This window comes from Micromonospora sp. NPDC005161 (genome assembly GCF_053599855.1).
The window spans coordinates 40,889-63,961 of record NZ_JBSFYQ010000021.1 but is presented as its reverse complement, the minus strand read 5'-3'; the positions used below and the strand labels follow the sequence as shown (position 1 = coordinate 63,961).

24 protein-coding genes are annotated in these 23,073 nt (G+C 72.8%); 11 read left to right on the top strand and 13 right to left on the bottom strand.

Translation table 11 applies throughout. The features are described from left to right. Nucleotides 1–7: 7 nt before the first annotated feature. Together groL and groES are read right to left on the bottom strand one after the other, a co-directional pair. Nucleotides 8–1,642: a chaperonin GroEL gene (groL, locus tag ACWD5O_RS20705; protein ID WP_450086262.1), complete on the bottom strand. Its 1,635-nt coding sequence runs from the start codon at nucleotides 1,640–1,642 to the stop codon at nucleotides 8–10. A 70-nt stretch (nucleotides 1,643–1,712) separates the two neighbouring features. Then, the gene (gene groES, locus ACWD5O_RS20700) at nucleotides 1,713–2,027 is read right to left on the bottom strand and encodes a co-chaperone GroES (protein WP_084757526.1); all 315 of its coding nucleotides are present in this window, start codon (nucleotides 2,025–2,027) and stop codon (nucleotides 1,713–1,715) included. Between the two features lie 336 nt (nucleotides 2,028–2,363). Here groES and ACWD5O_RS20695 point away from each other — a divergent pair, with 336 nt between their 5' ends. The 10 genes from ACWD5O_RS20695 (at nucleotide 2,364) to ACWD5O_RS20650 (ending at nucleotide 10,935) form a co-directional block, all read left to right on the top strand. Further along, entirely contained in the window at nucleotides 2,364–3,164 is an 801-nt protein-coding gene (locus ACWD5O_RS20695; protein WP_450086261.1) for a helix-turn-helix domain-containing protein, read from the top strand. Further along, nucleotides 3,155–3,343, top strand: coding sequence for a DUF397 domain-containing protein (locus ACWD5O_RS20690; RefSeq protein WP_387327793.1), 189 nt, complete (start codon nucleotides 3,155–3,157; stop codon nucleotides 3,341–3,343). The genes ACWD5O_RS20695 and ACWD5O_RS20690 overlap by 10 nt, the downstream gene beginning before the upstream one ends. 43 nt (nucleotides 3,344–3,386) lie before the next feature. Next, entirely contained in the window at nucleotides 3,387–4,589 is a 1,203-nt protein-coding gene (locus tag ACWD5O_RS20685; protein ID WP_354964728.1) for a THUMP-like domain-containing protein, read from the top strand. Nucleotides 4,590–4,599: 10 nt separating this feature from the next. Continuing rightward, the gene (gene ybaK, locus ACWD5O_RS20680; protein WP_450086260.1) at nucleotides 4,600–5,079 is read left to right on the top strand and encodes a Cys-tRNA(Pro) deacylase; all 480 of its coding nucleotides are present in this window, start codon (nucleotides 4,600–4,602) and stop codon (nucleotides 5,077–5,079) included. Nucleotides 5,080–5,257: 178 nt separating this feature from the next. After that, nucleotides 5,258–6,352 (top strand): sugar ABC transporter substrate-binding protein, encoded by a 1,095-nt coding sequence (locus ACWD5O_RS20675; protein ID WP_354964730.1) that lies wholly within the window; start codon nucleotides 5,258–5,260, stop codon nucleotides 6,350–6,352. Nucleotides 6,353–6,467: 115 nt separating this feature from the next. Next, on the top strand, nucleotides 6,468–7,292 hold the full coding sequence (locus ACWD5O_RS20670; RefSeq protein WP_354964731.1) for an ATP-binding cassette domain-containing protein: 825 nt from the start codon (nucleotides 6,468–6,470) through the stop codon (nucleotides 7,290–7,292). After that, nucleotides 7,289–8,551 carry a sugar ABC transporter permease gene (locus ACWD5O_RS20665; RefSeq protein WP_387327798.1) on the top strand — a complete coding sequence of 421 codons (1,263 nt, stop codon included), beginning with the start codon at nucleotides 7,289–7,291 and terminating at the stop codon, nucleotides 8,549–8,551. Before ACWD5O_RS20670 ends, ACWD5O_RS20665 begins: the two co-directional genes overlap by 4 nt. Before the next feature lie 20 nt (nucleotides 8,552–8,571). After that, nucleotides 8,572–9,753: an ROK family protein gene (locus ACWD5O_RS20660; RefSeq protein ID WP_354964733.1), complete on the top strand. Its 1,182-nt coding sequence runs from the start codon at nucleotides 8,572–8,574 to the stop codon at nucleotides 9,751–9,753. Between the two features lie 19 nt (nucleotides 9,754–9,772). Then, on the top strand, nucleotides 9,773–10,072 hold the full coding sequence (locus tag ACWD5O_RS20655) for a DUF1707 SHOCT-like domain-containing protein (RefSeq protein WP_354964734.1): 300 nt from the start codon (nucleotides 9,773–9,775) through the stop codon (nucleotides 10,070–10,072). A gap of 122 nt (nucleotides 10,073–10,194) precedes the next feature. After that, nucleotides 10,195–10,935, top strand: a complete 741-nt coding sequence (locus ACWD5O_RS20650; RefSeq protein ID WP_354964735.1) for a DUF4142 domain-containing protein — start codon at nucleotides 10,195–10,197, stop codon at nucleotides 10,933–10,935. A 13-nt stretch (nucleotides 10,936–10,948) separates the two neighbouring features. On the opposite strand, the gene ACWD5O_RS20645 is transcribed toward ACWD5O_RS20650, so the two are convergent. The 6 genes from ACWD5O_RS20645 to tsaB form a co-directional block, all read right to left on the bottom strand. After that, the gene (locus ACWD5O_RS20645; RefSeq protein ID WP_354964736.1) at nucleotides 10,949–12,754 is read right to left on the bottom strand and encodes an ABC transporter ATP-binding protein; all 1,806 of its coding nucleotides are present in this window, start codon (nucleotides 12,752–12,754) and stop codon (nucleotides 10,949–10,951) included. Beyond that, a complete protein-coding gene (locus tag ACWD5O_RS20640) occupies nucleotides 12,754–14,454 on the bottom strand; it encodes an ABC transporter transmembrane domain-containing protein (protein WP_450086259.1) in 1,701 nt (566 codons plus the stop codon). The genes ACWD5O_RS20645 and ACWD5O_RS20640 overlap by 1 nt, the downstream gene beginning before the upstream one ends. 100 nt (nucleotides 14,455–14,554) lie before the next feature. Further along, a complete protein-coding gene (locus tag ACWD5O_RS20635) occupies nucleotides 14,555–14,809 on the bottom strand; it encodes a hypothetical protein (protein ID WP_053660576.1) in 255 nt (84 codons plus the stop codon). Between the two features lie 14 nt (nucleotides 14,810–14,823). Further along, nucleotides 14,824–15,870, bottom strand: coding sequence for a tRNA (adenosine(37)-N6)-threonylcarbamoyltransferase complex transferase subunit TsaD (gene tsaD, locus ACWD5O_RS20630; protein WP_354964738.1), 1,047 nt, complete (start codon nucleotides 15,868–15,870; stop codon nucleotides 14,824–14,826). Further along, entirely contained in the window at nucleotides 15,863–16,336 is a 474-nt protein-coding gene (gene rimI / locus ACWD5O_RS20625; RefSeq protein WP_450086278.1) for a ribosomal protein S18-alanine N-acetyltransferase, read from the bottom strand. The genes tsaD and rimI overlap by 8 nt, the downstream gene beginning before the upstream one ends. A 2-nt stretch (nucleotides 16,337–16,338) precedes the next feature. Further along, a complete protein-coding gene (gene tsaB / locus ACWD5O_RS20620) occupies nucleotides 16,339–17,016 on the bottom strand; it encodes a tRNA (adenosine(37)-N6)-threonylcarbamoyltransferase complex dimerization subunit type 1 TsaB (RefSeq protein WP_450086258.1) in 678 nt (225 codons plus the stop codon). 265 nt (nucleotides 17,017–17,281) lie between these two features. Here tsaB and ACWD5O_RS20615 point away from each other — a divergent pair, with 265 nt between their 5' ends. Then, nucleotides 17,282–17,986, top strand: coding sequence for a helix-turn-helix domain-containing protein (locus ACWD5O_RS20615; protein ID WP_450086257.1), 705 nt, complete (start codon nucleotides 17,282–17,284; stop codon nucleotides 17,984–17,986). A gap of 27 nt (nucleotides 17,987–18,013) precedes the next feature. Here ACWD5O_RS20615 and ung read toward each other — a convergent pair whose 3' ends face one another. From ung to ACWD5O_RS20590, 5 genes are all read right to left on the bottom strand, one after another. Then, nucleotides 18,014–18,715, bottom strand: a complete 702-nt coding sequence (gene ung / locus ACWD5O_RS20610) for a uracil-DNA glycosylase (RefSeq protein ID WP_450086256.1) — start codon at nucleotides 18,713–18,715, stop codon at nucleotides 18,014–18,016. 69 nt (nucleotides 18,716–18,784) lie between these two features. Next, nucleotides 18,785–19,267 carry a tRNA (adenosine(37)-N6)-threonylcarbamoyltransferase complex ATPase subunit type 1 TsaE gene (tsaE, locus tag ACWD5O_RS20605; protein WP_354964742.1) on the bottom strand — a complete coding sequence of 161 codons (483 nt, stop codon included), beginning with the start codon at nucleotides 19,265–19,267 and terminating at the stop codon, nucleotides 18,785–18,787. After that, complete coding sequence (locus tag ACWD5O_RS20600; protein ID WP_450086255.1) at nucleotides 19,264–20,370, bottom strand: alpha/beta fold hydrolase; 1,107 nt, start codon at nucleotides 20,368–20,370, stop codon at nucleotides 19,264–19,266. Before ACWD5O_RS20600 ends, tsaE begins: the two co-directional genes overlap by 4 nt. Continuing rightward, complete coding sequence (gene alr / locus ACWD5O_RS20595; RefSeq protein ID WP_450086254.1) at nucleotides 20,367–21,485, bottom strand: alanine racemase; 1,119 nt, start codon at nucleotides 21,483–21,485, stop codon at nucleotides 20,367–20,369. Before alr ends, ACWD5O_RS20600 begins: the two co-directional genes overlap by 4 nt. 89 nt (nucleotides 21,486–21,574) lie before the next feature. Beyond that, complete coding sequence (locus ACWD5O_RS20590) at nucleotides 21,575–23,044, bottom strand: NAD(P)H-hydrate dehydratase (RefSeq protein WP_450086253.1); 1,470 nt, start codon at nucleotides 23,042–23,044, stop codon at nucleotides 21,575–21,577. Between the last annotated feature and the right edge of the window lie 29 nt (nucleotides 23,045–23,073).

Below are 23,073 nucleotides of genomic sequence, written 5' to 3'. Positions count from 1 at the left end.
TACCGGATCAGAAACCCGGGCCGTGCTGGTGGCCGTGGCCGTGCCCGCCGGCGGCGGCCGGCTCGGCCCGCTCCGGCTTCTCGACCACGAGGCTCTCCGTGGTGAGCAGCAGACCGGCGATCGAGGCGGCGTTGGTGACCGCGTTGCGGGTGACCTTCACCGGGTCGATGATGCCGGCCTTGACCAGGTCGACGTACTCGCCCTTGGCCGCGTCGAGGCCGTTGCCCCACTTCATGTCGGCGACCTTCTGGGTCACGACGTAGCCGTCGTGACCGGCGTTCTGCGCGATCCAGCGCAGCGGCTCGACCAGCGACTTGCGCACGATCGAGACGCCGACCTTCTCGTCACCGGTGAAGCCCAGGTCGTCGTCGAGCACCGGGAGGATCTGCACCAGGGCGGCGCCGCCGCCGGGCACGGTGCCCTCCTCGACCGCGGCCTTGGTCGCCGCGATGGCGTCCTCGATGCGGTGCTTGCGCTCCTTCATCTCGACCTCGGTCGCCGCGCCCACCTTGATCACGGCGATGCCGCCGGAGAGCTTCGCCAGCCGCTCGGCCAGCTTCTCCCGGTCCCAGTCGGAGTCGGAGGCCTCGATCTCCTTGCGGATCTGGGCCACCCGGTCGGCGACGTCGGCCTTCTGGCCGCCGCCGTCGACGATCGTGGTGTTCTCCTTGTCGACCACGACGCGCCGGGCGGTGCCGAGCACCTCCAGGCCGACCTGGTCGAGCTTGTAGCCCAGCTCCGGGGCGACCAGCTCGGCGCCGGTGGAGATCGCGATGTCCTGGAGCATCGCCTTGCGCCGGTCGCCGAAGCCCGGGGCCTTCACGGCGCAGACCTTGAGGGTCTTGCGCAGCGAGTTGACCACCAGGGTGGAGAGCGCCTGGCCGTCCACGTCCTCGGCGATGATCAGCAGGGGCTTGCTGTTCTGCAGGACCTTCTCCAGCAGCGGCAGCAGCTCCTCGATCGCCGAGATCTTCTGGGTGGTGACCAGGATGTACGCGTCCTCAAGGACGGACTCCTGACCCTCCAGGTCGGTGACGAAGTTCGGCGAGATGAAGCCCTTGTCGAACTGGAGACCCTCGGTCACGTCCAGTTCGGTGGTGAGCATCGAGCCCTCCTCGACGGTGATGACACCGTCGCGGCCGACCCGCTCCATCGCCTCGGCGATCAGCTCGCCGATGGTGGAGTCCTGCGCGGAGATCGTCGCCACGTTCGCGATCGACTCCTTGCCGGTGACCTCCGCGGCCCGACCGAGCAGCGCCTCAGAGATCTTGGTGGCCGCCGCGTCGATGCCCCGCTTGAGCCCGGCCGGGTTGGTCCCGGCGGTCACGTTGCGCAGGCCCTCGCGAACCATGGCCTGGGCCAGCACGGTCGCGGTGGTGGTCCCGTCGCCGGCGACGTCGTTGGTCTTGGTCGCCACCTCCTTGACCAGCTGCGCGCCGAGGTTCTCGTAGGGGTTGGTGAGCTCGATCTCCTTGGCGATGGTCACACCATCGTTGGTGATCGTCGGCGCACCGAATTTCTTGTCCAGGACGACGTTGCGCCCGCGCGGGCCGAGGGTGACCTTGACCGCGTCCGCGAGGGCGTTGACACCGTGCTCCAGCAGGTGCCGGGCGTCGTCCGAGAAGCTCAGGATCTTCGCCATGAATGTCCCTTCGAAGCGCCACTGCCCCGGCCCGGCGAGCCGGACCGGGGCAATGGCACTGATCGGTTGCTTACTTCTCGATGACCGCGAGGACGTCGCGGGCGGAGAGCACCAGGTACTCCTCGCCGGCGTACTTGACCTCGGTGCCGCCGTACTTCGAGTAGAGAACGGTGTCGCCGACCTTGACGTCGAGCGGCACACGGTTGCCGTTGTCGTCGATCCGGCCCGGGCCGACAGCGAGGACAGTGCCCTCCTGCGGCTTCTCCTTGGCGGTGTCGGGGATCACGATGCCCGACGCCGTGGTGGTCTCAGCCTCGTTCGCCTGGACCACGATCCGGTCCTCGAGCGGCTTGATCGCAACCTTGGTCGCGGTAGTCACGGGCATACCCTCCTGGGGTATTGGTTTCGTTGCTGGCCGGCGGGGCCGACCAGCGTCAATCTGCCACATGCCACCGGGCGGGGCCGTCGTCGCGGGTGCCGGTCCGCCTGGCGTTTCGCACCCGGGTCGTGAAACCCGGAAGCTGGCACCCTCAGGGTGAGAGTGCTAATCGCAGGTTATTCCGTGGCTAGCACTCCGTCAAGGAGAGTGCCAACGCACCGTTCGCCGTGTCGCCACAGATCCGCCAGTCGTTACCGCAACACGCCGGGAACACCTCGCCACAGAGTGGCCATCTCCCTACCGTCGGTTGCCTCCACCAGAAGCCGCGGAAAGGGGAGCCGAGTGTCCCGGATACCGACACTGACGTTCCTGCACGAACAGCTACGCCGCGCACGCCAGGCGCGCGGGCTCAGCCAGGAGGAGCTGGGCAAACTGATCAACTATTCATCGTCGTACGTGAGTGCGGTCGAGACCGGGCAGAGCCCGGTCAAGCCGGACTACGTCGGCCGCATCGACTCGACCCTGGACACCGGCGGTCTCTTCGTCGGCATGCTGGAGCTGATCCGCTTCCACGCCGCGCCGGACTGGTTCCGCCCGTGGGACGAGAATGAGCGGGAGGCGGCGGCGCTGCGCTGGTACGACCCGACGGTGATCCCCGGCCTGCTCCAGACCGAGGGGTACGCGCGGGCGATGCTCGGCGTGGGCGGCGAGCTGACCGCCGACGAGGTGGAGACGCGGGTGGTCGCCCGGCTCGCCCGGCAGTCCCTGCTGGCCGCCGAGCCGCGTCCGCACCTCGTCGCGGTGCTGGAGGAGCACACGCTGCGCCGGCAACTCGGCGACCGGGAGACCATGCGCGAGCAGCTACAGCATTTGCTGGCTGTGGGCACCGAGCCGAACGTGCAGGTCCGGGTCGTGCCGGCCGACGCTCCCTGGCATGTCGGGCTCAACGGCCCGTTCATCCTGGCCCGGCTCCAGAACGGGGCCGAGCTGGCCCACCTGGACAACCAGCTCCGGGGGCAGACCGTGGACAGCCCGAACGACGTTGCCGCCCTGGAGCGGCGCTGGGAGACTGTGACCGGCGAGGCGCTGCCATGCCGGCAGTCCGCCCGGCTGATCGAGGAAGTGGTGCAGACATGGACCTGACCCACGCCACCTGGCGCAAGTCCTCCCGCAGCAACAGCAACGGCGGCGCCTGTGTCGAGGTCGCCGACAACCTGCCCGGCGTGGTCGCCGTGCGCGACAGCAAGGACCCGGCCGGGCCGGCGCTCACCTTCCCCCCGGCGAGCTGGCGGGCCTTCGTCGCCGCCACGCCCACCGACTGACACCACTGTCCGGCCAGTCCGGTCGGCCCGGGACAATGCTCGGGTGGATCTCGACCAGTTGGCGGCGCTGCGTACCCCCGAGGGGTCGGCCGCGCTCGCGGCGGCGGCCGGGCTGGCCGGCGGTGACCCGCTGGTCGCGGCGTCGGCCCTGCGCGCGACCGGTGTGCCGCCGGCACTGGCCTCGGCGGCACTGACCCAGGCCGAGCTGCGCCATCGGGCGGTCGGCAAGTTCGGCCCGGCCGCCGCCGGGATGTTCCTCACCCGCGCCGGGCTGGAGCAGGCCACCCGCCGGGTGGTCGCCGACCGCCGGGCCGCCCGGCTGCGCGCGGCCGGCGTGCGTACCCTGGCCGACCTCGGCTGCGGGCTCGGTGCCGACGCGCTCGCCGCGGCCCGCGCCGGCATCCGGGTGTACGGGGTGGAGGCCGATCCGGTGACCGCCGCGATGGCCGCCGCCAACGCCGCGGCGCACGGGCTGGCCGAGCTGTTCACGGTCGAGTGCGGCGACGCCACCACGTTCGACGTCTCCCGGGTCGACGGGGTCTTCTGCGACCCGGCCCGTCGCCGGGCCGGCACCGGGCGGCGGATCTTCGACCCGCGCGCCTACTCGCCGCCGTGGGACTTCGTCACCGGGCTCGCCGAGCGGGTGCCACGCACCGTCGTCAAGGTGGCGCCGGGCCTGGATCACGCGCTCATCCCGGCGGGCGCGGAGGCCGAGTGGGTCGGCGTGGACGGCGACCTGGTCGAGGCCGCGCTCTGGTGCGGCGAGCTGGCGGAGGTGCCCCGCCGCGCCACGCTCTACCGGCAGGGAGCGGACGGCGACGAGACCCGCCGCCACGAGCTCACCGGCTCGGGCGCCGCCGAGGCTCCGGTCGGCCCGACGCGCCGCTACCTGTACGACCCGGACGCCGCGGTGGTCCGCGCGCACCTCGTCGCCGAGCTGGCCGGCGAGCTGGACGCCACCCTCGGCGACCCGAGCATCGCCTACCTCTACGCCGATCACCCGACCCGCACCCCGTACGCGCGCTGCCTGGAGGTGACCGACGTGCTGCCGTTCTCGCTCAAGCGCCTGCGGGCCCTGCTGCGGGACCGCCGGGTCGGGCGGGTGGAGATCCTCAAGCGGGGTTCCGCGCTCACTCCGGAGCAGCTCCGGCGGGACCTGCGGTTGACCGGTGACGCGGCGGCGAGCCTGGTGCTCACCCGGGTCGCCGGGGCACCGACCGTTCTGATCTGTCAGCCGGTCGACTAGGTTCGCTGACGTGGCGGGACAGGGCACTCCGGCAACGGCACTGCTGGTCAAGCGCGGGATCGCGCATCGCACCCACCCGTACCGGGTGTCGCCGGACGCGCCGAACTACGGCGCGCTGGTGGCGGCGGCGCTCGGCGTACCCCCGGAGCGGGTGTTCAAGTCGCTGGTGACCGAGGTCGACGGCGCGCTCACCGTCGCGGTCGTACCGGTCACCGGCGAGCTGGACCTCAAGGCGCTGGCGGCGGCGGTCGGCGGCAAGCGGGCGACGCTGGCCGAGCGGGCGGTCGCCGAGCGGGCGACCGGCTACGTGCGGGGCGGGATCAGCCCGCTCGGGCAGCGCCGGCGACTGCCGACCGTGCTGGACGACTCCGCGCTGGGCCTGCCGACGATCTATGTCTCCGCTGGCCGGCGCGGTCTGCAACTCGAAGTGGCCGCGACGGATCTGGTGGCGTTGACCGAGGCGCGCACGGCGGCTTTGCAGGCCCGCTGACGGCTGCCGTCCATGGTCATTTCCCCTGGATGATCAGGGAGTGACAGTCGCGTTGCTGAATTGTTATCGCTCCCAACAAACTTGACGCTCCGCCGGTCTTGTGAACCGTGCGCGGGGCGCAATACGTTGCCGGGCACAACAAAAGAACACCTTCCCCCACCCCGAAAGGACCCTGCACATGCGTAAGGGGCTCCTCACCATCGCCGCCGTGGGCCTGCTCACGACCGGCAGCATGACCGCCTGTGGCGGCGACTCCGGCGACGACCAGGCCAGCTCCGCCAAGACCCCCAAGATCGGCGTCATCCTTCCGGACAGCAAGTCCTCCGCCCGCTGGGAGAGCGCGGACCGTCGGTTCCTGGAAGAGGCGTTCAAGGCCGCCGGCGTCCAGTACGACATCCAGAACGCCCAGAACGACAAGACCGCCTTCCAGACCATCGCCGACCAGATGATCACCAGCGGCGTCACCGCCCTGATGATCGTCAACCTGGACTCCGGCACCGGCAAGGCCGTGCTCGACAAGGCCAAGTCGCAGGGCGTCGCCACCATCGACTACGACCGGCTGACCCTGGGCGGCTCGGCCCAGTACTACGTCAGCTTCGACAACGAGACCGTCGGCAAGCTCCAGGGCGAAGGTCTGGTCAAGTGCCTGACCGACCAGAGCGCCAAGAACCCGGTCGTGGCGTACCTCAACGGCTCCCCCACCGACAACAACGCCACCCTGTTCAAGAACGGCTACGACTCGGTGCTCAAGCCGAAGTTCGACGCCAAGGAATACACCAAGGGCCCGGAGGACGCCGTACCGGCCTGGGACAACGCGCAGGCCGCCACGATCTTCGAGCAGCAGCTCACCAAGGCCAACGGCAAGATCGACGGCGTGCTGGCCGCCAACGACGGTCTCGGCAACGCGGCCATCTCCGTGCTGAAGAAGAACAAGCTCAACGGCAAGGTGCCGGTGACCGGGCAGGACGCCACCCCGGAGGGCCTGCAGAACATCCTCGCCGGCGACCAGTGCATGACTGTCTACAAGGCGGTCCGGGAAGAGGCCAAGGCCGCCTCCGACCTGGCCGTCGCGCTCGCCAAGGGTGAGAAGAAGGAGACCGGCCAGACGGTGAAGGACCCGGAGGGCGGCCGGGACGTCCCCTCGGTGCTGCTCACCCCCAAGGCCATCTACAAGGAGAACGTCAAGGACGTCATCGCCGACGGCTACGTGACCAAGGAAGAGGTCTGCTCCGGGACGTACGCCAAGCTCTGCGCCGACGCCGGCATCAGCTGACCGACTCCGCAGTACCCGCCGGGACGACCATCGCCGCCCGGCACGGGAGCACCCCTCCCGTGCCGGGCGGCGCCCGCCGGACGGGCCCCGACCTCCCTTGAGAAGGAGACCCCCCGTGTCCGCGACCCCCCTGCTGGAAGTACGCGGGATCGACAAGAGCTTCGGTCCCGTCCAGGTGCTCCGCGACGTCGCCCTCACCGTCCACCCGGGCGAGGTGACCGCACTGGTCGGCGACAACGGCGCTGGCAAGTCGACCCTGGTGAAGTGCATCAGCGGCATCCACCCCACCGACGCCGGCGAGTTCCTGTTCAACGGCGAACCGGTGCACATCGGCAACCCGCGCGACGCCGCCGCGCTCGGCATCGAGGTCGTCTACCAGGACCTGGCGCTCTGCGACAACCTCGACATCGTGCAGAACATGTTCCTCGGCCGGGAGAAGCGCAGCGGCATCGTGCTGGACGAACCGACAATGGAACAACTCGCCGCCGAGACGCTGGCCGGGCTCTCCATCCGCACCGTCACCTCGCTCCGCCAACACGTCTCCAGCCTCTCCGGCGGTCAGCGCCAGACCGTGGCCATCGCCAAGGCGGTGCTGTGGAACAGCAGGCTGGTCATCCTCGACGAGCCGACCGCGGCGCTGGGTGTGGCACAGACCGCCCAGGTGCTCGAACTGGTCCGCCGTCTCGCCGACAACGGCCTGGCCGTGGTGCTCATCTCGCACAACATGAACGACGTCTTCGCCGTCTCCGACCGGGTCGCCGCGCTGTACCTCGGCCAGATGGTCGCCCAGGTGAAGACCACCGACATCACCCACGCCCAGGTGGTCGAACTGATCACGGCCGGGCGCTCGGGCGGGCTCGGCCTCGCCACCGACGCGGGCACAGGCGGCAACGGCAACGGCGCACAGCCGGCCGACTCGAACTCAGGAGGCGACCGATGACCACCACCGCCGTGCGGAAGGGCGGCCCCGCGGCCGTCACACCGGCGCCGACCGTCGGGGGCCACGTCCGCAACTACTGGAGCCGGGTACGCGGTGGCGACGTCGGCGCGCTACCGGCCGTGCTGGGCCTGATCGTGCTCTGCACCGTCTTCGCGGTCATGCGGCCGTCGTCGTTCCTGTCGGCCGGCAACTTCGCCAACCTCTTCACCCAGGGCGCGGCGGTCACGCTGATCGCGATGGGTCTGGTCTTCGTGCTGCTGCTCGGCGAGATCGACCTCTCCGCCGGCTTCGCCAGCGGGGTCTGCGCGGCGGTGCTGGCCAATGTGGTCACCGTGCTCGGTTACCCCTGGTGGGTGGCCGTGCTCGCCGCAGTCGCCACCGGTCTGGTCATCGGCACCGGTCTCGGTCTGCTCGTCGCGAAGATCGGAATTCCGTCCTTCGTGGTCACCCTCGCCGGCTTCCTCGCCTTCCAGGGCATCGTCCTGCTGCTCGTGAAGGAGGGAACCAACATCTCCGTCCGGGACGAGGTGCTGGTCGCCATCGCCAACCGCAACCTCAGCCCCGTCCTGGGCTGGGTGCTGGCCGCCCTCGCGGTCGCCGGGTACGGGACGGTGCAGCTGCTGCGGCACCGCAACCGGGTGGCCCGCGGTCTGATCACCGACCCGATCGCGGTGGTGGCGCTCCGGATCGGCGGGCTGGCCGTCATCCTCGGCACGGCGGTGTACGTCCTCAACCTGGAGCGCAGCCGCAACGTACTGATCGTCTCGCTCAAGGGTGTGCCGATCGTGGTGCCGGTCATCGCGGTGCTGCTGATCGTCTGGACCTTCGTGCTCCAACGCACCAGCTACGGCCGGCACATCTACGCCGTGGGCGGCAACCGGGAAGCGGCCCGCCGGGCCGGCATCAACGTCGACCGGATCCGGATCTCGGTGTTCGTGATCTGCTCGTCCATGGCCGCCGTCGGTGGCATCGTGGCGGCCAGCCGGGCCAACTCGGTCGACCCGAACACGGGGGGCAGTAACGTACTGCTCTACGCGGTCGGCGCGGCGGTGATCGGCGGCACGAGCCTCTTCGGCGGCAAGGGCCGCGTCCTCGACGCCGTGCTCGGCGGCGCGGTGGTCGCGGTCATCGAAAACGGAATGGGCCTGATGGGGTACAGCGCGGGAGTCAAGTACGTGGTCACCGGCGTCGTGCTGCTGCTCGCCGCGAGTGTCGACGCCGTCTCCCGCCGCCGCGCGGCGGCCACCGGCACCCGCTGACCGCGGGAGGTAGCACCGCGATGCGCCCGGCACCAAGCCAGGACGAGGTCCGACGGCAGAACCTCGGAGCTCTGCTGCGGCACGTGCACGTCCACGGGGCGACCACACGTGCCGAACTCACCACCACGCTGGGCCTGAACCGCAGCACCATCGGCGCACTCACCGCCGACCTGGCCGGAGTCGGGCTGGTCAGCGAGGAAGCACCGAGGGAGACCGGCCGGGCCGGACGACCGTCGCTGGTCGTCCGGCCCGAGTCGGACCGGGTGTTCGCGTACGCGTACTCCGTTGAGGTGGATCGGCTGCGCGCCGCCCGGATCGGCCTCGGCGGCGCGGTGCTGGACCAACGGGAGCTGGACCGACCGCGCGGCCTGCTCGCCGCGGAGGCGGCGCCGCTGCTGGCCGGCGCGGTCAAGGAGATGCAGCAGGGCGTACCGCCCGACGCGATCTGCGTGGGCGCCGGCGTCGCGGTCTGCGGCATGGTCCGCCGCGACGACGGCCTGGTCCGACTCGGCCCGACCACCGGCTGGGTGGACGAGCCGATCGGCGCGGCGCTCGGCGCCGAACTGGGCATCGACGTGCCCATCACGGTGGGCAACGTGGCCGACGTGGCCGCGTTCGCCGAGCACGCGCGAGGTGTCGCCGCCGGCTGCGACAACGTCATCTACCTGTACGGCGACGTCGGCGTGGGCGCCGGCATCATCGCCGGCGGGCGTCGGCTGACCGGGCACGGCGGGTACGGCGGCGAGGTCGGCCACATGAAGGTGGTCCGCGACGGCATGCCCTGCGAGTGCGGTTCCCGGGGCTGCTGGGAGACCGAGATCGGCGAGCACGGCCTGCTCCGTGCCGCCGGGCGCTCCGACGCCCGGGGCCGGGACGCGCTGCTGGCGGTCTTCGACGCCGCTGACCGGGGCGACGCCCGGGCTCAGACGGCGGTCCGCCAGGCCGGTGACTGGCTCGGTTTCGGGGTGGCCAACCTGGTGAACGTCTTCAACCCCGAGATGGTCATCTTCGGCGGCACCATGCGCGACCTCTACCTCGCCGCGGCAGCCCAGGTCCGCAGCCGGCTCAACTCCAACGCGCTCGGCGCCTGCCTGGAGCACGTCCGGCTGCGCACCCCCAAACTGGGCAAGGACGCGCCCCTGATCGGCGCCGCCGAGCTGGCCTTCGAACGGCTGCTCGCCGACCCCCTCGATGTGGGCTGATCCGCGTACCCTGTCCGGCGTGGATGTCGAGCTGCGCGCCTCCGACGACGACCGCAACCGGGTGGTCGCCGAGCTGCACCGGCACACCACGGCGGGCCGGCTCACCCTGGACGAGTTCTCCGACCGGGTGGGCGCGGTGTGGAGCGCCCGCACCCTCGGTGACCTGGCCGCACTGACCCGCGACCTGCCGGCCCTGGCCGCCGACGCCTCGGCCGGCGGCGACCCCACCGGGCACGGCCGCCGGGAGCTGCTGGTGCTCTTCGCCGTCGCCGCGCTCACCCTGCTGCTGCTCGGCGGCTTCCTCGCCGTCACCCGCTGACCCGCTGCCCCAACCGGTGAACTGATCGGGCGGTCAGTCCGTACCAGTGGACGGACGGGCAGTCGGCACGCGACTGCCCGGTCCAGACGCGTTTCGGTCCGGACCGAGGAGGCACCGCAGACATGGCACCGCTCAGATCCGCCCGTCGCCGGCCGGGCAACCGGACCCACCGGGCGGCGATGCTGCTCATCGCCGTCATCGCGGGGGTCGGTGTCCTGCCCGGCGTGGCCGTCGCCGCACCCGCCGGCGGGCAGCAGCTCAACGCCGCCGACATGACGCTGCTCAACGGGGTGCGGCTGGCCGGGCTGTGGGAGATGCCGGCCGGTCAGATGGCCGCCGAGAAGGGGCAGTCGGCCAAGGTCCGGGAAATCGGCGCGGGCATCGCCAACGAGCACCAGAAGCTCGACCAGCTCGTCGTGGACGCCGCCAACAAGCTGGGCGCGAGCATCCCGTCCGAGCCGACCGCCGAGCAGAAGGGCTGGCTGTCGGAGATGCAGAAGGCCTCCGGCGCCCGGTTCGACCAGATCTTCGTCACCCGGCTCCGGGTGGCCCACGGCAAGATCTTCCCGGTGATCGGCGCGGTGCGGGCGAGCACTCGGGACGCCACCGTCCGCAAGCTCTGCGACGACGCCAACAGCTTCGTGCTGCACCACATGCAGATGTTGGAGAGCACCAATCTGGTCCGCTGGCCGGAGCTGCCGCCGGCGGCTCTGCCCGCCCCCGGCAACGACGGGCTGCTGGCGGCCGCCGCCGCGAACACCGGCCCGCAGGTCGGTGTCAGCAGCACCGTCGTCTGGCTGGTCTTCCTCGCCGCGCTGGGCACCGGCGGGATCGCCACCTACCGGATGCTGCGCCGCAGCTGACCGTCGGTGCTGCCTAGCTCGTGGCGGGTCGGTCGTCGGGCGCGTCGCTGTGGTGCCAGGAGCGCCACAACGCCGCGTACGAACCACCGGCCGCCACCAGCTCGTCGTGCGGGCCCAGCTCGGTGATCCGGCCGTCCTCCACCACCGCCACCCGGTCGGCGTCGTGCGCCGAGAAGAGCCGGTGCGCGATGGCGATCACGGTACGGCCGGCGAGCACGGCGGCCAGGGAGCGTTCCAACTCCCGGGCGGCACGCGGGTCGATCAGCGAGGTCGCCTCGTCCAGCACCAGGGTGTGTGGGTCGGCCAGCACCAGCCGGGCCAGCGCCACCTGCTGCGACTGCGCCGGGGAGAGCGGGTGGCCACCGGCGCCGACCACGGTGTCCAGCCCGTCGGGAAGCGCGTCGGCCCAGTCCAGGGCGGCGACCGCGGCGAGCGCCGCCCGCACCTGCGCCGGGTCGGCGCCGGGCCGGACCATGGCCACGTTCTCCCGCAGCGAGCCGATGAAGACGTGGTGCTCCTGGGTGACCAACGCGACGTGCGAGCGCAGCTCGTCCAGCGGCAACTCGTCCAGCCGCCGGCCGTCCACGGTCACCGAGCCGCTGCGCGGGGCGTGCACCCCGGCCAGCAGGCGACCCAGGGTGGACTTGCCGGCGCCGGACGGCCCCACCATGGCCAGCTTCTCCCCCGGCCTCGGGATCAGGGTCACCCCGTGCAGCACGTCCCGCCCGGTCCGGTACGCGTACCGGACGTCGCGAGCGGCGAGCTGCTCGACGCCGCCGTCGACGGACGCGGCGGGGGACGGCGCGGTGCCTGCGGGTCGCGCGTCGGCGGCGGGGCTGTCGCCGGTGCGGGCCACCCCCAGCAGCCGGGCCATCGACGCGCCGCCGACCTGGAGCTCGTCCAGCCAGGACAGCAGCCGGTCGACCGGGTCCACCAGCTGCTGCACGTAGAGGGTGGCCGCGGTGACCTGACCGAGGCTGACCCAGCCCCGCAGGTAGAACCAGCCGCCGATCAGCAGCGTGGCGACCACCGGCACCACGTACCCGATCTCGGCCACCGGGAAGAAGACGGTCCGCAGGTTGAGGGTGTACCGCTCCGCCGCGTACGACCGGCGGACGTCCACGTCGGTGCGGGCCCGGCGGCGCGCCTGCTGCCGCAACGCCTCGGTGGTCCGCGAACCCTCGACGGTCTCGCTGATGCCGTCGGTGATGTCCGAGTAGGCGGCGTTCTCCCGCAGGTAGCCGGCGGGTGCGCGGCGCAGGTACCAGCGGGTGCCGGCCCAGAGCAGCGGCACCGCCAGCAGGCAGGGCAGCGCGAGCAGCGGGCCGATCAACAGCAGCGCGCCGATCACGAACCCGGTGGTGACCACCGCGATCAGAGTCTCGGGCACCGCCAGGCGGACGGTCCGCGACAGCGCGGAGACGTCCCGGGAGGTACGGGTGAGCAGATCGCCGGTGCCGGCCCGCTCGACGGTGGCCAGTGGCAGGTCGAGGATCCGGTCCACGAACTCCTCACGCAGCTCGGCGAGGACCCTCTCACCGAGTCGGGCCGAGGCCAGGTGGGCGAACCGGACCAGCACCGACTGGGCCAGCACGAAACCGCCGATGAGCAGCGCGGCCCGGTCCACGGTGGACTGACCGACACCTCGGGCGATGCCCTCCACGATGTCGCCGAGCAGCCGCGGCGCGGCCAGCCCGGCGGCTGCGGCCAGCGCGTGCAGGCCGAGCGCGGCGGCCAGCGCGCGCGGGTGCCGGCGGACCAGCGTGCGCGCGTACCGGCGGACCTGCCGCGCGTCGGCGACCGGCAGTGCGGTGGCCATCAGTCCTCCTCCCGGCTGACCGTCGCCCGGTAGCGCGGCTCGCCGTCCAGCAGCTCGGCGTGCGTCCCCTCGGCCACCACCTTGCCGTCCTCCACGAAGATCACCCGGTCGGCTCGGCTGAGCACCAGCGGGCTGGTGGTGCAGACCAGGGTGGTCCGGCCGGCGCGCGCGTCACCCAACCGCTGCGCGATGCGCGCCTCGGTGTGCGCGTCGACCGCGCTGGTCGGCTCGACCAGCAGCAACGTCTCCGGGTCGGCGACCAGCGCGCGGGCCAACCGCAGCCGCTGCCGCTGCCCCCCGGAGAACTCCCGGCCACGCTCGGCCACCGCGCTGTCCAGCCCGTCGGGCAGCGCCTCGACGATGTCCGTGGCGCTCGCCGCCACCAGCGCCGCGGCGAGTGCCGCGTCGTCGCCCCGGTCGTGCGGGTCCAGCTCCGTGCGGAGCCGGCCGGTGAACAGATGTGCGTCGTTGTCGGCCACCAGGATCCGCGCGCGCACCGTCGCCAGTGCCAGCGACCGCAGCGGTACGCCGTGCAGCGTGGCGTCCGAATCGGTGTACCGGCCGAGCCGGTCCACGATCGTGGCCGCGTCCTCGGGGGCGGTGGCGGCCAGCGCGGTGAACCGGCCGGGGAGCAGCACCACCCCCGAGTCGGGGTCGGCCAGCTCACCCGGCCCGTCCGGCAGCGCCACCGGCTGCGCCGGATCGACCAGCTCCGGGGTGAGTTGCAGCAGCCGGACCACCCGGCGGGCCGACACGTGCCCACGGGTCAGCTTGTCGACCGCCTCGGTGAGGTTGCGCAGCGGGCTGACCAGGAACGCGGTGTAGCCGTAGAAGGCGACCAGCTGCCCGGCGCTGATCTGGTCACGCAGCGCGAACCGGGCGCCCAGCCAGGTCACCAGCACCAGGAAGGCACCGGGCAGCAGCACCTGCGCCGCCTCCAGCAGCGACTCCACCCGCGCCACCCGCAGGCCACGCGTACGCAGCTCCTGCGACCGGGTCCGGTAGCGGGCGGAGAGCACCGGCTCGCCCCCGACGCCCTGCAGCACCCGCAGCCCGGACACGATGTCGCCGGCCCGGGTGGTCAGCGCTCCCTCCGCGTCCCGGTACGCCTGCTGCTGGCGGTGCAGCGGCCGGATGAGCAGCGCCACCACGGCCATCAGCAACGGCACGCCGAGCACCACGACCAGCCCGAGCGGCATCGAGGCGTTCAGCAGGATCACCGCGACGGTGGCGATCGCGACCAGCGAACCGGCGCCCCGGGCGGTGATGTCGATGGCGTGCCCGATCTGGCCGATGTCGGCCGTGCCGATGCTCACCACCTCGCCGGCGGCCACCCGGCGGGGCAGCGCGGCTCCGAGCCGGTTCGCCGCCTCGACCGTCAACTGCACCGTGCGGTATGCCCCGGCCAGCCAGTTGTGCACGGCGCAGCGGTGCCGCAGGATCCCTGCTGCCGCTTGGAGCACGCCCAGCCCGAGCAGCACCAGACCCCAGGTGAGCAGGGCGTCCTCGTCGCGGCGTGCCAACCCGTCGACGGCCCGGCCGACGGCGGCCGGCATCAGCGCCTGCGCCACCATCCACACCACACCGAGCGCGATGCCGGCGGTGAACAGCCGCTTGTGCCGTCCGGCCAACCAGATCAGGTAGCGGGTCGCCGACCGGGCATCGGGTACGCCGGGTTCGCCGGCCGGTGAGAAGCGCATAGCGGCTCGACGCTAGGCGGCGACACTGGCCCGGGCGAATCAATTACCGCCCGAAGGCGCCGAAGGTGCCGCAGCTCACGGCGCGGGCGGGGTCGACGGGTCAGCGGTCGACCTGGGTGAAGTCCCAGGAGTGCGGGGCGCGGGCCACCAGCAGAGCCGGCGGATCCGGTAACGGGCGCGGGTTGCTGCGCCACTTGGAGATGACCACCACCCGGTGGTCGGTGGAGGAGAAGACCTCGCTGGACACGTGCAGCGGGTCGTGCTCCAACTCGGGCAGGGCGGTGTCGCACACCCAGGTGATCAGGTCGGCGACGCCGTACGCCTCGGCGCGCGCCTCCCACATCCGCACGATCATGTCCGTCGCCTCCGTCACACGCTGACCGTGGTCAACGGCAGCGCCGAGTCGGCCGGCAGGTCCAGCCGGCTGGGCGCCACCCCGGCGGCGACCAGGTGCGACCCGAGCGCGGCAACCATCGCCCCGTTGTCGGTGCACAGCTTCGGCCGGGGCACCCGGACCCGGATGCCGTACTTTTCGGCCCGCTGCTCGGCCAGAGCTCGCAGCCGCGAGTTCGCCGCCACGCCCCCGCCGATCACCAGGGTCTCGATTCCGTTCGCCCGGCAGGCGGCGAGCGCCTTGGTGGTCAGCACGTCACACACGGCCTCCTGGAAGGACGCGGCGACATCGGCCACCGGCACGGGCTCGCCGGCGCGCTGCCGCGCCTCGACCCAGCGGGCCACCGCCGTCTTCAGTCCGGAGAACGAGAAGTCGTACCGGTGCGCGGCTAGGTCCTTGGCGGCGGTCAGGCCGCGCGGGAAGGCGATCGCGGCCGCGTCGCCGGCCCGGGCCTCGCGGTCGATGGGCGGTCCACCCGGGAACGGCAGCCCGAGCAGCCGGGCGACCTTGTCGAACGCCTCGCCGGCCGCGTCGTCGATGGTGGCGCCGAGCGGGGTGACGCCCCGGGCCAGGTCGTCGACCAGCAGGAGGGACGAGTGCCCGCCGGACACCAGCAGCGCGATGGCGGGTTCGGGGAGCGGACCGTGCTCCAGGGTGTCCACGGCGACGTGCGCCGCCAGGTGGTTGACGCCGTACACCGGCTTCTCCGCGGCGACCGCGTATCCCTTGGCGGCGGCGACGCCGACGAGCAGCGCGCCGGCCAGCCCGGGGCCGGAGGTGACCGCGATGGCGTCGATGTCGGCCAGGGTGACGCCGGCATCGGCCAGCGCCCGGTCCATGGTCGGCACGATGGCCTCGAGGTGGGCCCGGCTGGCCACCTCGGGCACCACGCCCCCGAACCGGGCGTGCTCCTCGACGCTGGAGGCGAGCGCGTCGGCCAGCAGTGTGTGCCCTCGCACGATGCCGACGCCGGTCTCGTCGCAGGAGGTCTCGATGCCCAGGATCAGCGGTTCGTCAGCCATGGTCGTGTGGTCCGTCCCCGGTCGACTCGGCGACGCGCTGCATGACCAGCGCGTCGGTGTTGCTCGGTTGGTAGTAGCCGCGCCGCACCCCGATCGGCTCGAACCCGTACATCGCGTAGAGCCGCTGGGCCGGAGCGTTGTCGATGGCGACCTCCAGCAGGGTGCTGCGGGCGCCGACCCGGGCCGCCTCGGCGAGCAGTTCCTCCAGCAGGGCACGGCCGACGCCGCGCCGCTGCGCGTCGCGGCGGACCGCGATGTTCTGCACCCACACCTCGTCCGGCGGAGCCCCGGCGAGGCCGGCGTAGCCCAACACCGTGCCGTCGTCGTCGACGGCGACCCGGTAGTGGTGCCCGTTCGCCAGCTCGTTCCAGAACATCGCCGGCGACCACTGCTCGGCACCGAAGAGGTCCGCCTCGATCGGCAGCACCTGGTCGATGTGCCACCAGCGGAACCGGTCCAGCCGCACACTCACGGGAGGACCGGTTTGCGCGCGGTCGCCACCACGGCGTCCGGACGGCGCAGGTAGAGCGGGGTGAGCCGCTCACCGGGTGCGCCGGCCCGGATCCGCTCGGCGGCGAGCAGCGCCAGCACGGTGGCGTCCGGGTAGCGCGGCTCGACCCGGACCGGAAGGCTCAGAGTCTCGGCGTACCGGTGTGCACCGTCACCGACCGCGACCGTCGCTCCCAGTTCCCGGGCGCGGGCGGCGGCCACCGCGGGCGTGGAAACCTCGGGTCCGACGATCCGCTGGCCGGCGCCGTCGTAGACGGCCCAGTAGAGCTCCTTGCGCCGAGCGTCGCTGGCGGCCAGCACCGGCTCGCCGGCTGCCGCCGGGTAGCCGATGCCGTCCAGCGAGCAGACGCCGTACGTCGGGATGTTGAGCACCTGGCCCATGGTGGCGGCGGTGACCAGACCCACCCGCAGTCCGGTGAACGGCCCCGGCCCGAGCCCCGCGACGATGGCGCCCAGGTCCCGCGGGCGCGCGTCGGCGTCGGCGAGGACCGCGTCGACCTGAGGGGCCAGCAGTTCACCGTGCGCGCGGGCGTCGACCGTGCACCGGTGCGCCCGGGACGCCACACCGTCCGCCGAGACCTCCACCAGCGCTGCGGTCACCGCGGGGGTCGAGCTGTCCACCACGAGTACGAGCACGGTTAGCCAGCCTAGCCGCCCCAGCCCGGCCCACCACCCGGTGGCCCCGGCGAAGGCGCGGGGCTTGGGTCAGGGGGCCGGTCACCCCCCTGAGCGTGATACCTCTCAGGCATATTTATGCCTCACAGGTATCAGGCTCATCAGAGCGAGGCCCGCCGCCCCGAGGCACGTCGTCCTCCTGGGGTCGGCTCCCCACCGGAGCCCCGTGAGTCGACAAGTTGCCTCACCGGTATCGCCGCCGCTTCCCCTGATCCACGATGCCGGGATGTCCTCCACTCGCCTCGTCCCCCTCCTCGGCGCCGTCGTGCGACGGCAACGGCACCTGTGCGAGCTGAGCCAGCGGGAGCTGGCGGACCTGGCCGAGGTCGGCCAGGCAGCCGTCGCCCGGATCGAGCGCGGCGATCGGGCGCCCAGCATCCCGGTGCTGGAGCGACTGCTCGCGGCCATGGACGTGCAGTTGGTTGTCGGGGTCGAACCGCTGGACGCGCACCTCGACGCCCGGATCGACGACCTGGCCGCCCGCCCGATCGCCGAGCGGATCGACGAGCTGGGCCTGCACCGGATGCTGGACCGGCTCACCGACTTCCCACAGGTGATCACCGGAAGCACGGCGGCCCTGCTGCAGGGCGCTCCGGTGCCGGTCGAGGCGCTGGAGATCGCCGTGCGTTGGCAGGACTCGAAACTGTTCACCCGCTGGCTGGAGGCGGCCTACGGCCAGCGGTGGAACGCCCGCTGGGGTGAGTTCGGCGGGGTGTGGTTGGAGCCCGAGGAGCAGGGCGAGCACCTCTGGACGACCCGGTACGGCGAGATCAGGGCCACGATGTGTGACGAACTGCCCGAAACGATCGAGGTACGCCACGGCGGCCGGAGTTACCGGGTCGTGCCGCTGGTAGAGCTGGAGCTGACCGAGCCGCGGGCCGGCGACCTGCTGCGCCGCTACCGGGCCCGGCAGGTCGCCAGCGGGAAGTGACGGTCCCGACCCGTCGGCGGGACCGCGTCAGCCGGCGGTGCGGTCCCAGTCGATGGTGGGCAGGCCGGCGTCGGCCAGCGCCTTGTTGGCCGCGCTGAACGGCCGGCTGCCGAGGAAGCCGCGCGGGTTCATCGGGCTGGGGTGACCGGCCTCCAGCACCACGTGCTGCGGGTTGGTGACCAGCGCGGCCTTCTTGCGGGCATACCCGCCCCAGAGCAGGAAGACCACCCGGTCGGGTGACGCGTCCAACGCTCGAATCGTGGCGTCGGTGAACTCTTCCCAACCGGAGTTGGCGTGCGAGCCCGGAGTGGCCTGACGGACCGTCAGCACCGCGTTGAGCAGCAGCACGCCCTGCGCGGCCCAGCCGTCTAGGTTGCCGCTACGCGGCTTGGGCACGCCCAGGTCCTCGCCCAGCTCCTTGAAGACGTTGCGCAGCGACGGCGGCACCGTCACCCCGTCCCGGACGCTGAAGCTCAACCCGTGCGCCTGCCCGGCCCGGTGGTACGGGTCCTGCCCGAGGATCAGCACCCGGGTGCCCTGCGGCGGGCAGAGCCGGTATGCGGAGAACAGGTCCGCCAACGGCGGGAAGACGGTGTGCGTCGCGTACTCCCGGGCGACGAACTCGGCCAGCGCGGCGGCGCGGGCCGGATCCAGGTGGGGGGTGAGCACGGCACGCCACTGCTCCGGCAGCAGGGCCAGCAGATCCAGGGCGGGGGCGTCGTCGGGCATCGGGAACCTCTCACAGCGCGGGTCGGTCCCCCACACTCTAGGCATCGGGTACGACAGCGGCCCGGCGGCCTAACCCAGGTCGGCGAGCCGCCGGGACCAGTCGCCACCGACCGGGTCCAGCTCGACGATCCGGGTGTCGTCGTCGCGGCGGTCGATGCGGACCCGCAGGTGCGCGTCCACCAACTGCTCCACCAGCCCCTCGCCCCACTCCACCACGGTCACCGACTCATCGACCGATGCGTCCAGGTCCAGGTCGTCGATCTCGGCGCGCGGGTCCGTGGCGTCACCCAGCCGGTACGCGTCGGCGTGCACCAGGGCCACCCGGCCACCCCGTGCCGGATCGGGCCGGTGCACCCGGGCGATCACGAACGTCGGCGAGGTGACGTCTCCGAGCACCCCGAGCCCGGCGCCGACGCCCTGGGTGAGGGCGGTCTTGCCGGCGCCCAGCGGCCCGGTCAACAGCACCAGGTCACCGGCGCGCAGCAGCCCGGCCAACCGGCGGCCGAACTCCCGGGTGTCCTCGACGGTCGGGAGCTTGACGACGTGACTCACCGTTCCTCCACGCTCTCCAGTGACTCGAGGAACCCCGCCAGCGCGGTGTTGACCTCGTCCGCGTGCTCCAGCATCACCACGTGCCCGCTGTCCTGGATCTTCACGAACTCGGCGTGCGGCAACCGCCGGACGATCTCCTCCGAGTGTGTCACCGGAGTGATCATGTCCTTGTCGCCGACCACCACCAGCACGGGGGTGTCGGCCAGCGCCGCGAGCGCCGGGAAGCGCGAGTGGGTCGCCAGGGTCCGCAGGTAGCGGGTCACCGTGTCGGCCGAAGTCCGGGAGTTCATCGTCTCCACGTAGGACACCAGCGCCGGGCTGGGCTTGCGGGTGCCGAAGCCGTACTTGCGGGTCAGCAACCAGGCCACGTTCGAGGTCGACTTGCGGGCTTTGTCGATCACCGGCCCGCCGTACCGGGTGGCGTTGCTGACCATGAACAGCACCGGGCCGCCGACCCGGCCGAGCAGCGCCGGCGCGACCAGCTTGGTCTCCGCGATCAGCCCGCCCGAGGTGGCCATCAGCACCGTACCCACCACCCGGTCACCGAACAGCTCCGGGAACAACTCGGCGAACGCCATGATGGTCATGCCGCCCATCGAGTGACCGACCAGCACCAGGGGCCCCTCGGGCGCGGTCCGGTCGATCACTCGGCGCAGCGTCTGGCCGAGCGCGGCGAGGTCGTACTCGCCGCTCTCCAGCCGGCCGGACCGACCGTGACCGGGCTGGTCGTACGTCACGATCCGGTAGTCGCCGCGCGCGGCGAGCATCTGGCGCTGGAAGTGGAACGTGCCCATGTCCAGGCAGAAGCCGTGCACCAGCACCACCGTCGGGTGCCCGGGCACCGGCCGGGTCGGCTCGACCACCTCGACGTGGATGTCGGTGCCGTCCGGCAGCTCCAGCCGGAACGCGTCGTCGTACCGCTGCTCGCCGAACGTCTCGTGCGCGTAGCGGTCCGTCGGGTCGGCCTTGAGCCGGCGGACCAGCGTGCGCTCGGTCGCGACGCCGGCCGCCAGGCCGGCCGCGGCCACTCCGACCGCGGCGCCGACCAGCCCGGCGACCCGGCCGGCAGCGGTCCGCGGTCGTGGAATGCGGTACGGGCTCATGGCCGCTCACCGTCATAGACCCGGGGCACCCGGGTGCTGCCGAACCGGGTGACGATCTCGTAGTTGATCGTGCCGACGGCCTCGGCCCAGTCGTCGGCGGTCGGCTCGCCGTCGGCGCCGCTGCCGAACAGCGTGGCGATGTCGCCGTCGGCCACCGGGTCGTCGCCGCAGTCCAGCACGAACTGGTCCATGCAGACCCGCCCGGAGATGGTCCGCCGCGCGCCGGCGAGCTGCACCGGCCCACTGTTGGACGCGTGCCGGGGCACTCCGTCGGCGTACCCGAGCGGCACCACGGCCAGGTTCGCGTCGCTCGCCGTGGTGTAGGTGTGCCCGTAGGAGACGCCGGTGCCGGACGGCACCCGCTTGGTGAGCATCACGCGGGCCCGGGCGGTCATCGCGGGCCGCAGCCCGTACGTCTCGCCAGCCACCGGGGAGAGCCCGTAGACGGCCAGCCCCGGGCGGACCAGGTCGAAGTGGGTGTCCGGCCGGGTCAGGGTGGCCGCCGAGTTGGCCAGGTGCCGCCAGCGCGGGCGCAGCCCGGCCCGCTCCACCATCGCCAGCCCCTCGTGGAAGACGGCCAACTGCCGGTCCGTGGTCGGGTGGCCGGGCATGTCCGCGTACACGAAGTGGCTCCACACACCGACCACCTCGACCAGGCCGTCGGCCTGCGCCTTGGCGGCGGCGTCGAGCAGCGCCGGCCAGTCGGCGACGGTCGCCCCACCCCGGGACAACCCGGTGTCGATCTTCAGGTGCAGCCGGGCCGGGCGCTCGGCACGCCGACTCGCCTCGATCATCTCGTCCAGTTGCGGCAGGCTGGCCGCCGCCAGGTCCACCCCCGCGCTGACGCCCTCGTGCAGCGGCAGGCCGGGCGCGAGCAGCCAGGCCAGCACCGGCACGGCCACACCGGCCCGACGCAGGGTGAGCGCCTCGTCGAGGGTGCAGACACCGAGCCAGTCCGCACCGGCGTCGATCGCCGCCCGGGCGGCCGGGACCATGCCGTGGCCGTACCCGTCGGCCTTCACCACCGCCATCAGCTCGGCGTTGGTGCCGGACCGGAGTCGACTCACGTTCTCACGGATCGCGTCAAGATCGACGCGTACCTCGGCCTGCCACATGAGCCCAGCCTACTTTCCGCCGTGATCACCGCGGGCGGCGACGCACGTCCCGAGTCGTCGATCCGGTCATCCCGGCCGCAACGCCGCGATCAGCCCAGCCGGGCGACGACCGGACGCAGCGCGGTGGCCACGTCGGGCGCGGTCACCGGCCCGCCTCGGGCCGCCTCCCGGCCGGCCAGCCCGTGCAGGTACGCGGCCGAGGCCGCCGCCCGGTCCGCGGGCACACCGCCGGCCAGCAGCGAGCCGAGCAGCCCGGCCAGCACGTCGCCGGTGCCGCCGGTGGCCAGAACCGGGGTGCCGGTGGGGTTGACGTACGCCCGACCGTCCGGCGTGCCGATCACCGTGCGGTCCCCCTTGAGCAGCACCACCGCGTTCATCCAGGCGGACAGCCGCAGCGCTGCGGCGACCCGGTCCGCGCCGGGCTCCTCCCCGCAGAGCCGGGCGAACTCCCGGTCGTGCGGGGTGACCACGATCGGGGCGTCCCGGCCGCGCAGCCGGTCGGCGAGCGAACCGTCGACCAGCAGGGTCAGCGCGTCGGCGTCGAGCACCACGGGCACCGGCGCGGCCAGCACGGCGCGCAGCTCGGCCGCCGCGTCCTCCCCCGTGCCCAGCCCGGAGCCGCAGACCCAGGCCTGCACCCGGCCCGCGTCGGCGACCCGGCCGGTGGCGATCACCGAGGGATGCTGGTGCAGCACCTCGGCCCGGGCGCCGCCGGCGTAGCGGACCATGCCGGTAGGCCCGGCCAGTGCCCCGCCGACGGAGAGCACCGCTGCCCCCGGGTACGTCTCCGAGCCGGTCGCCAGGCCGACCACGCCCCGGCTGTACTTCTCCGATGCCGGGCCCAGCCTCGGCCACCAGTCGACCAGGTCGGACCACTCGGTGACCCGCAGCGCCGGGGTGCCCCGCAGCCACGGCCGCAGCCCGATGTCGACCAGTTCCACCTGACCGGCCAGCGGGGCTGCCGGCCCGACCACCAGGGCGGGCTTCAGCGCGCCGAAGGTGACCGTCACGTCGGCGCGGACCGCGGTGGGCCGGCCGGACGCGGACAACGGCACGTGCCCGGTGTCCACCGCCACTCCGCTCGGCACGTCCACCGCCAGCACCGTGGCCCGGCCGCCGTCCCGCCCGCGCAGCTCACCGAGACCCTGGACCACCTCGTCCGCGTTCGTCCGCAGCCCGCCGGTGCCACCGATGCCGACGATGCCGTCCAGCACCAGGTCGACCGGGCCGGTCGGGTGGTCCACCAACCGGCCGCCCGCGGCCCGCAGCGCGGCCAGCCCAGCGGCGTGCGCCCGCCCGGGCGTGAGCAGTAGGGCGGACACGGTGACGCCCCGACGGGCCAGCCGCTCCCCGGCGTACAGGGCGTCGCCACCGTTGTCGCCGGAGCCGACCAGCAGCAGCACCTGCCCGCCGTACACCCCGCCCCGCTCCGCGAGCAGCAGCGCGGCCCGACGGGCCAGACCGGCGGCGGCCCGCTGCATCAGCGTGCCCTCGGGCAGCGTGCCCATCAGCCCCGCCTCGGCCGCCCGTACGTCGGCCACCCGCCACACCGATCTCATGCCACCGCCCCATTCCGCTTGCGGGCGGC

What these genes read in the sequence shown, in the direction of transcription:
- groL (WP_450086262.1), bottom strand. Translation starts at nt 1,642, where the DNA reads ATGGCGAAGATCCTGAGCTTCTCGGACGACGCCCGGCACCTGCTGGAG.
- groES (WP_084757526.1), bottom strand. Translation starts at nt 2,027, where the DNA reads ATGCCCGTGACTACCGCGACCAAGGTTGCGATCAAGCCGCTCGAGGAC.
- ACWD5O_RS20690 (WP_387327793.1), top strand. Translation starts at nt 3,155, where the DNA reads ATGGACCTGACCCACGCCACCTGGCGCAAGTCCTCCCGCAGCAACAGC.
- ACWD5O_RS20675 (WP_354964730.1), top strand. Translation starts at nt 5,258, where the DNA reads ATGCGTAAGGGGCTCCTCACCATCGCCGCCGTGGGCCTGCTCACGACC.
- ACWD5O_RS20665 (WP_387327798.1), top strand. Translation starts at nt 7,289, where the DNA reads ATGACCACCACCGCCGTGCGGAAGGGCGGCCCCGCGGCCGTCACACCG.
- ACWD5O_RS20660 (WP_354964733.1), top strand. Translation starts at nt 8,572, where the DNA reads ATGCGCCCGGCACCAAGCCAGGACGAGGTCCGACGGCAGAACCTCGGA.
- ACWD5O_RS20650 (WP_354964735.1), top strand. Translation starts at nt 10,195, where the DNA reads ATGGCACCGCTCAGATCCGCCCGTCGCCGGCCGGGCAACCGGACCCAC.
- ACWD5O_RS20645 (WP_354964736.1), bottom strand. Translation starts at nt 12,754, where the DNA reads ATGGCCACCGCACTGCCGGTCGCCGACGCGCGGCAGGTCCGCCGGTAC.
- ACWD5O_RS20640 (WP_450086259.1), bottom strand. Translation starts at nt 14,454, where the DNA reads ATGCGCTTCTCACCGGCCGGCGAACCCGGCGTACCCGATGCCCGGTCG.
- ACWD5O_RS20635 (WP_053660576.1), bottom strand. Translation starts at nt 14,809, where the DNA reads ATGATCGTGCGGATGTGGGAGGCGCGCGCCGAGGCGTACGGCGTCGCC.
- tsaD (WP_354964738.1), bottom strand. Translation starts at nt 15,870, where the DNA reads ATGGCTGACGAACCGCTGATCCTGGGCATCGAGACCTCCTGCGACGAG.
- ACWD5O_RS20615 (WP_450086257.1), top strand. Translation starts at nt 17,282, where the DNA reads ATGTCCTCCACTCGCCTCGTCCCCCTCCTCGGCGCCGTCGTGCGACGG.
- ung (WP_450086256.1), bottom strand. Translation starts at nt 18,715, where the DNA reads ATGCCCGACGACGCCCCCGCCCTGGATCTGCTGGCCCTGCTGCCGGAG.
- ACWD5O_RS20600 (WP_450086255.1), bottom strand. Translation starts at nt 20,370, where the DNA reads ATGAGCCCGTACCGCATTCCACGACCGCGGACCGCTGCCGGCCGGGTC.
- alr (WP_450086254.1), bottom strand. Translation starts at nt 21,485, where the DNA reads ATGTGGCAGGCCGAGGTACGCGTCGATCTTGACGCGATCCGTGAGAAC.
- ACWD5O_RS20590 (WP_450086253.1), bottom strand. Translation starts at nt 23,044, where the DNA reads ATGAGATCGGTGTGGCGGGTGGCCGACGTACGGGCGGCCGAGGCGGGG.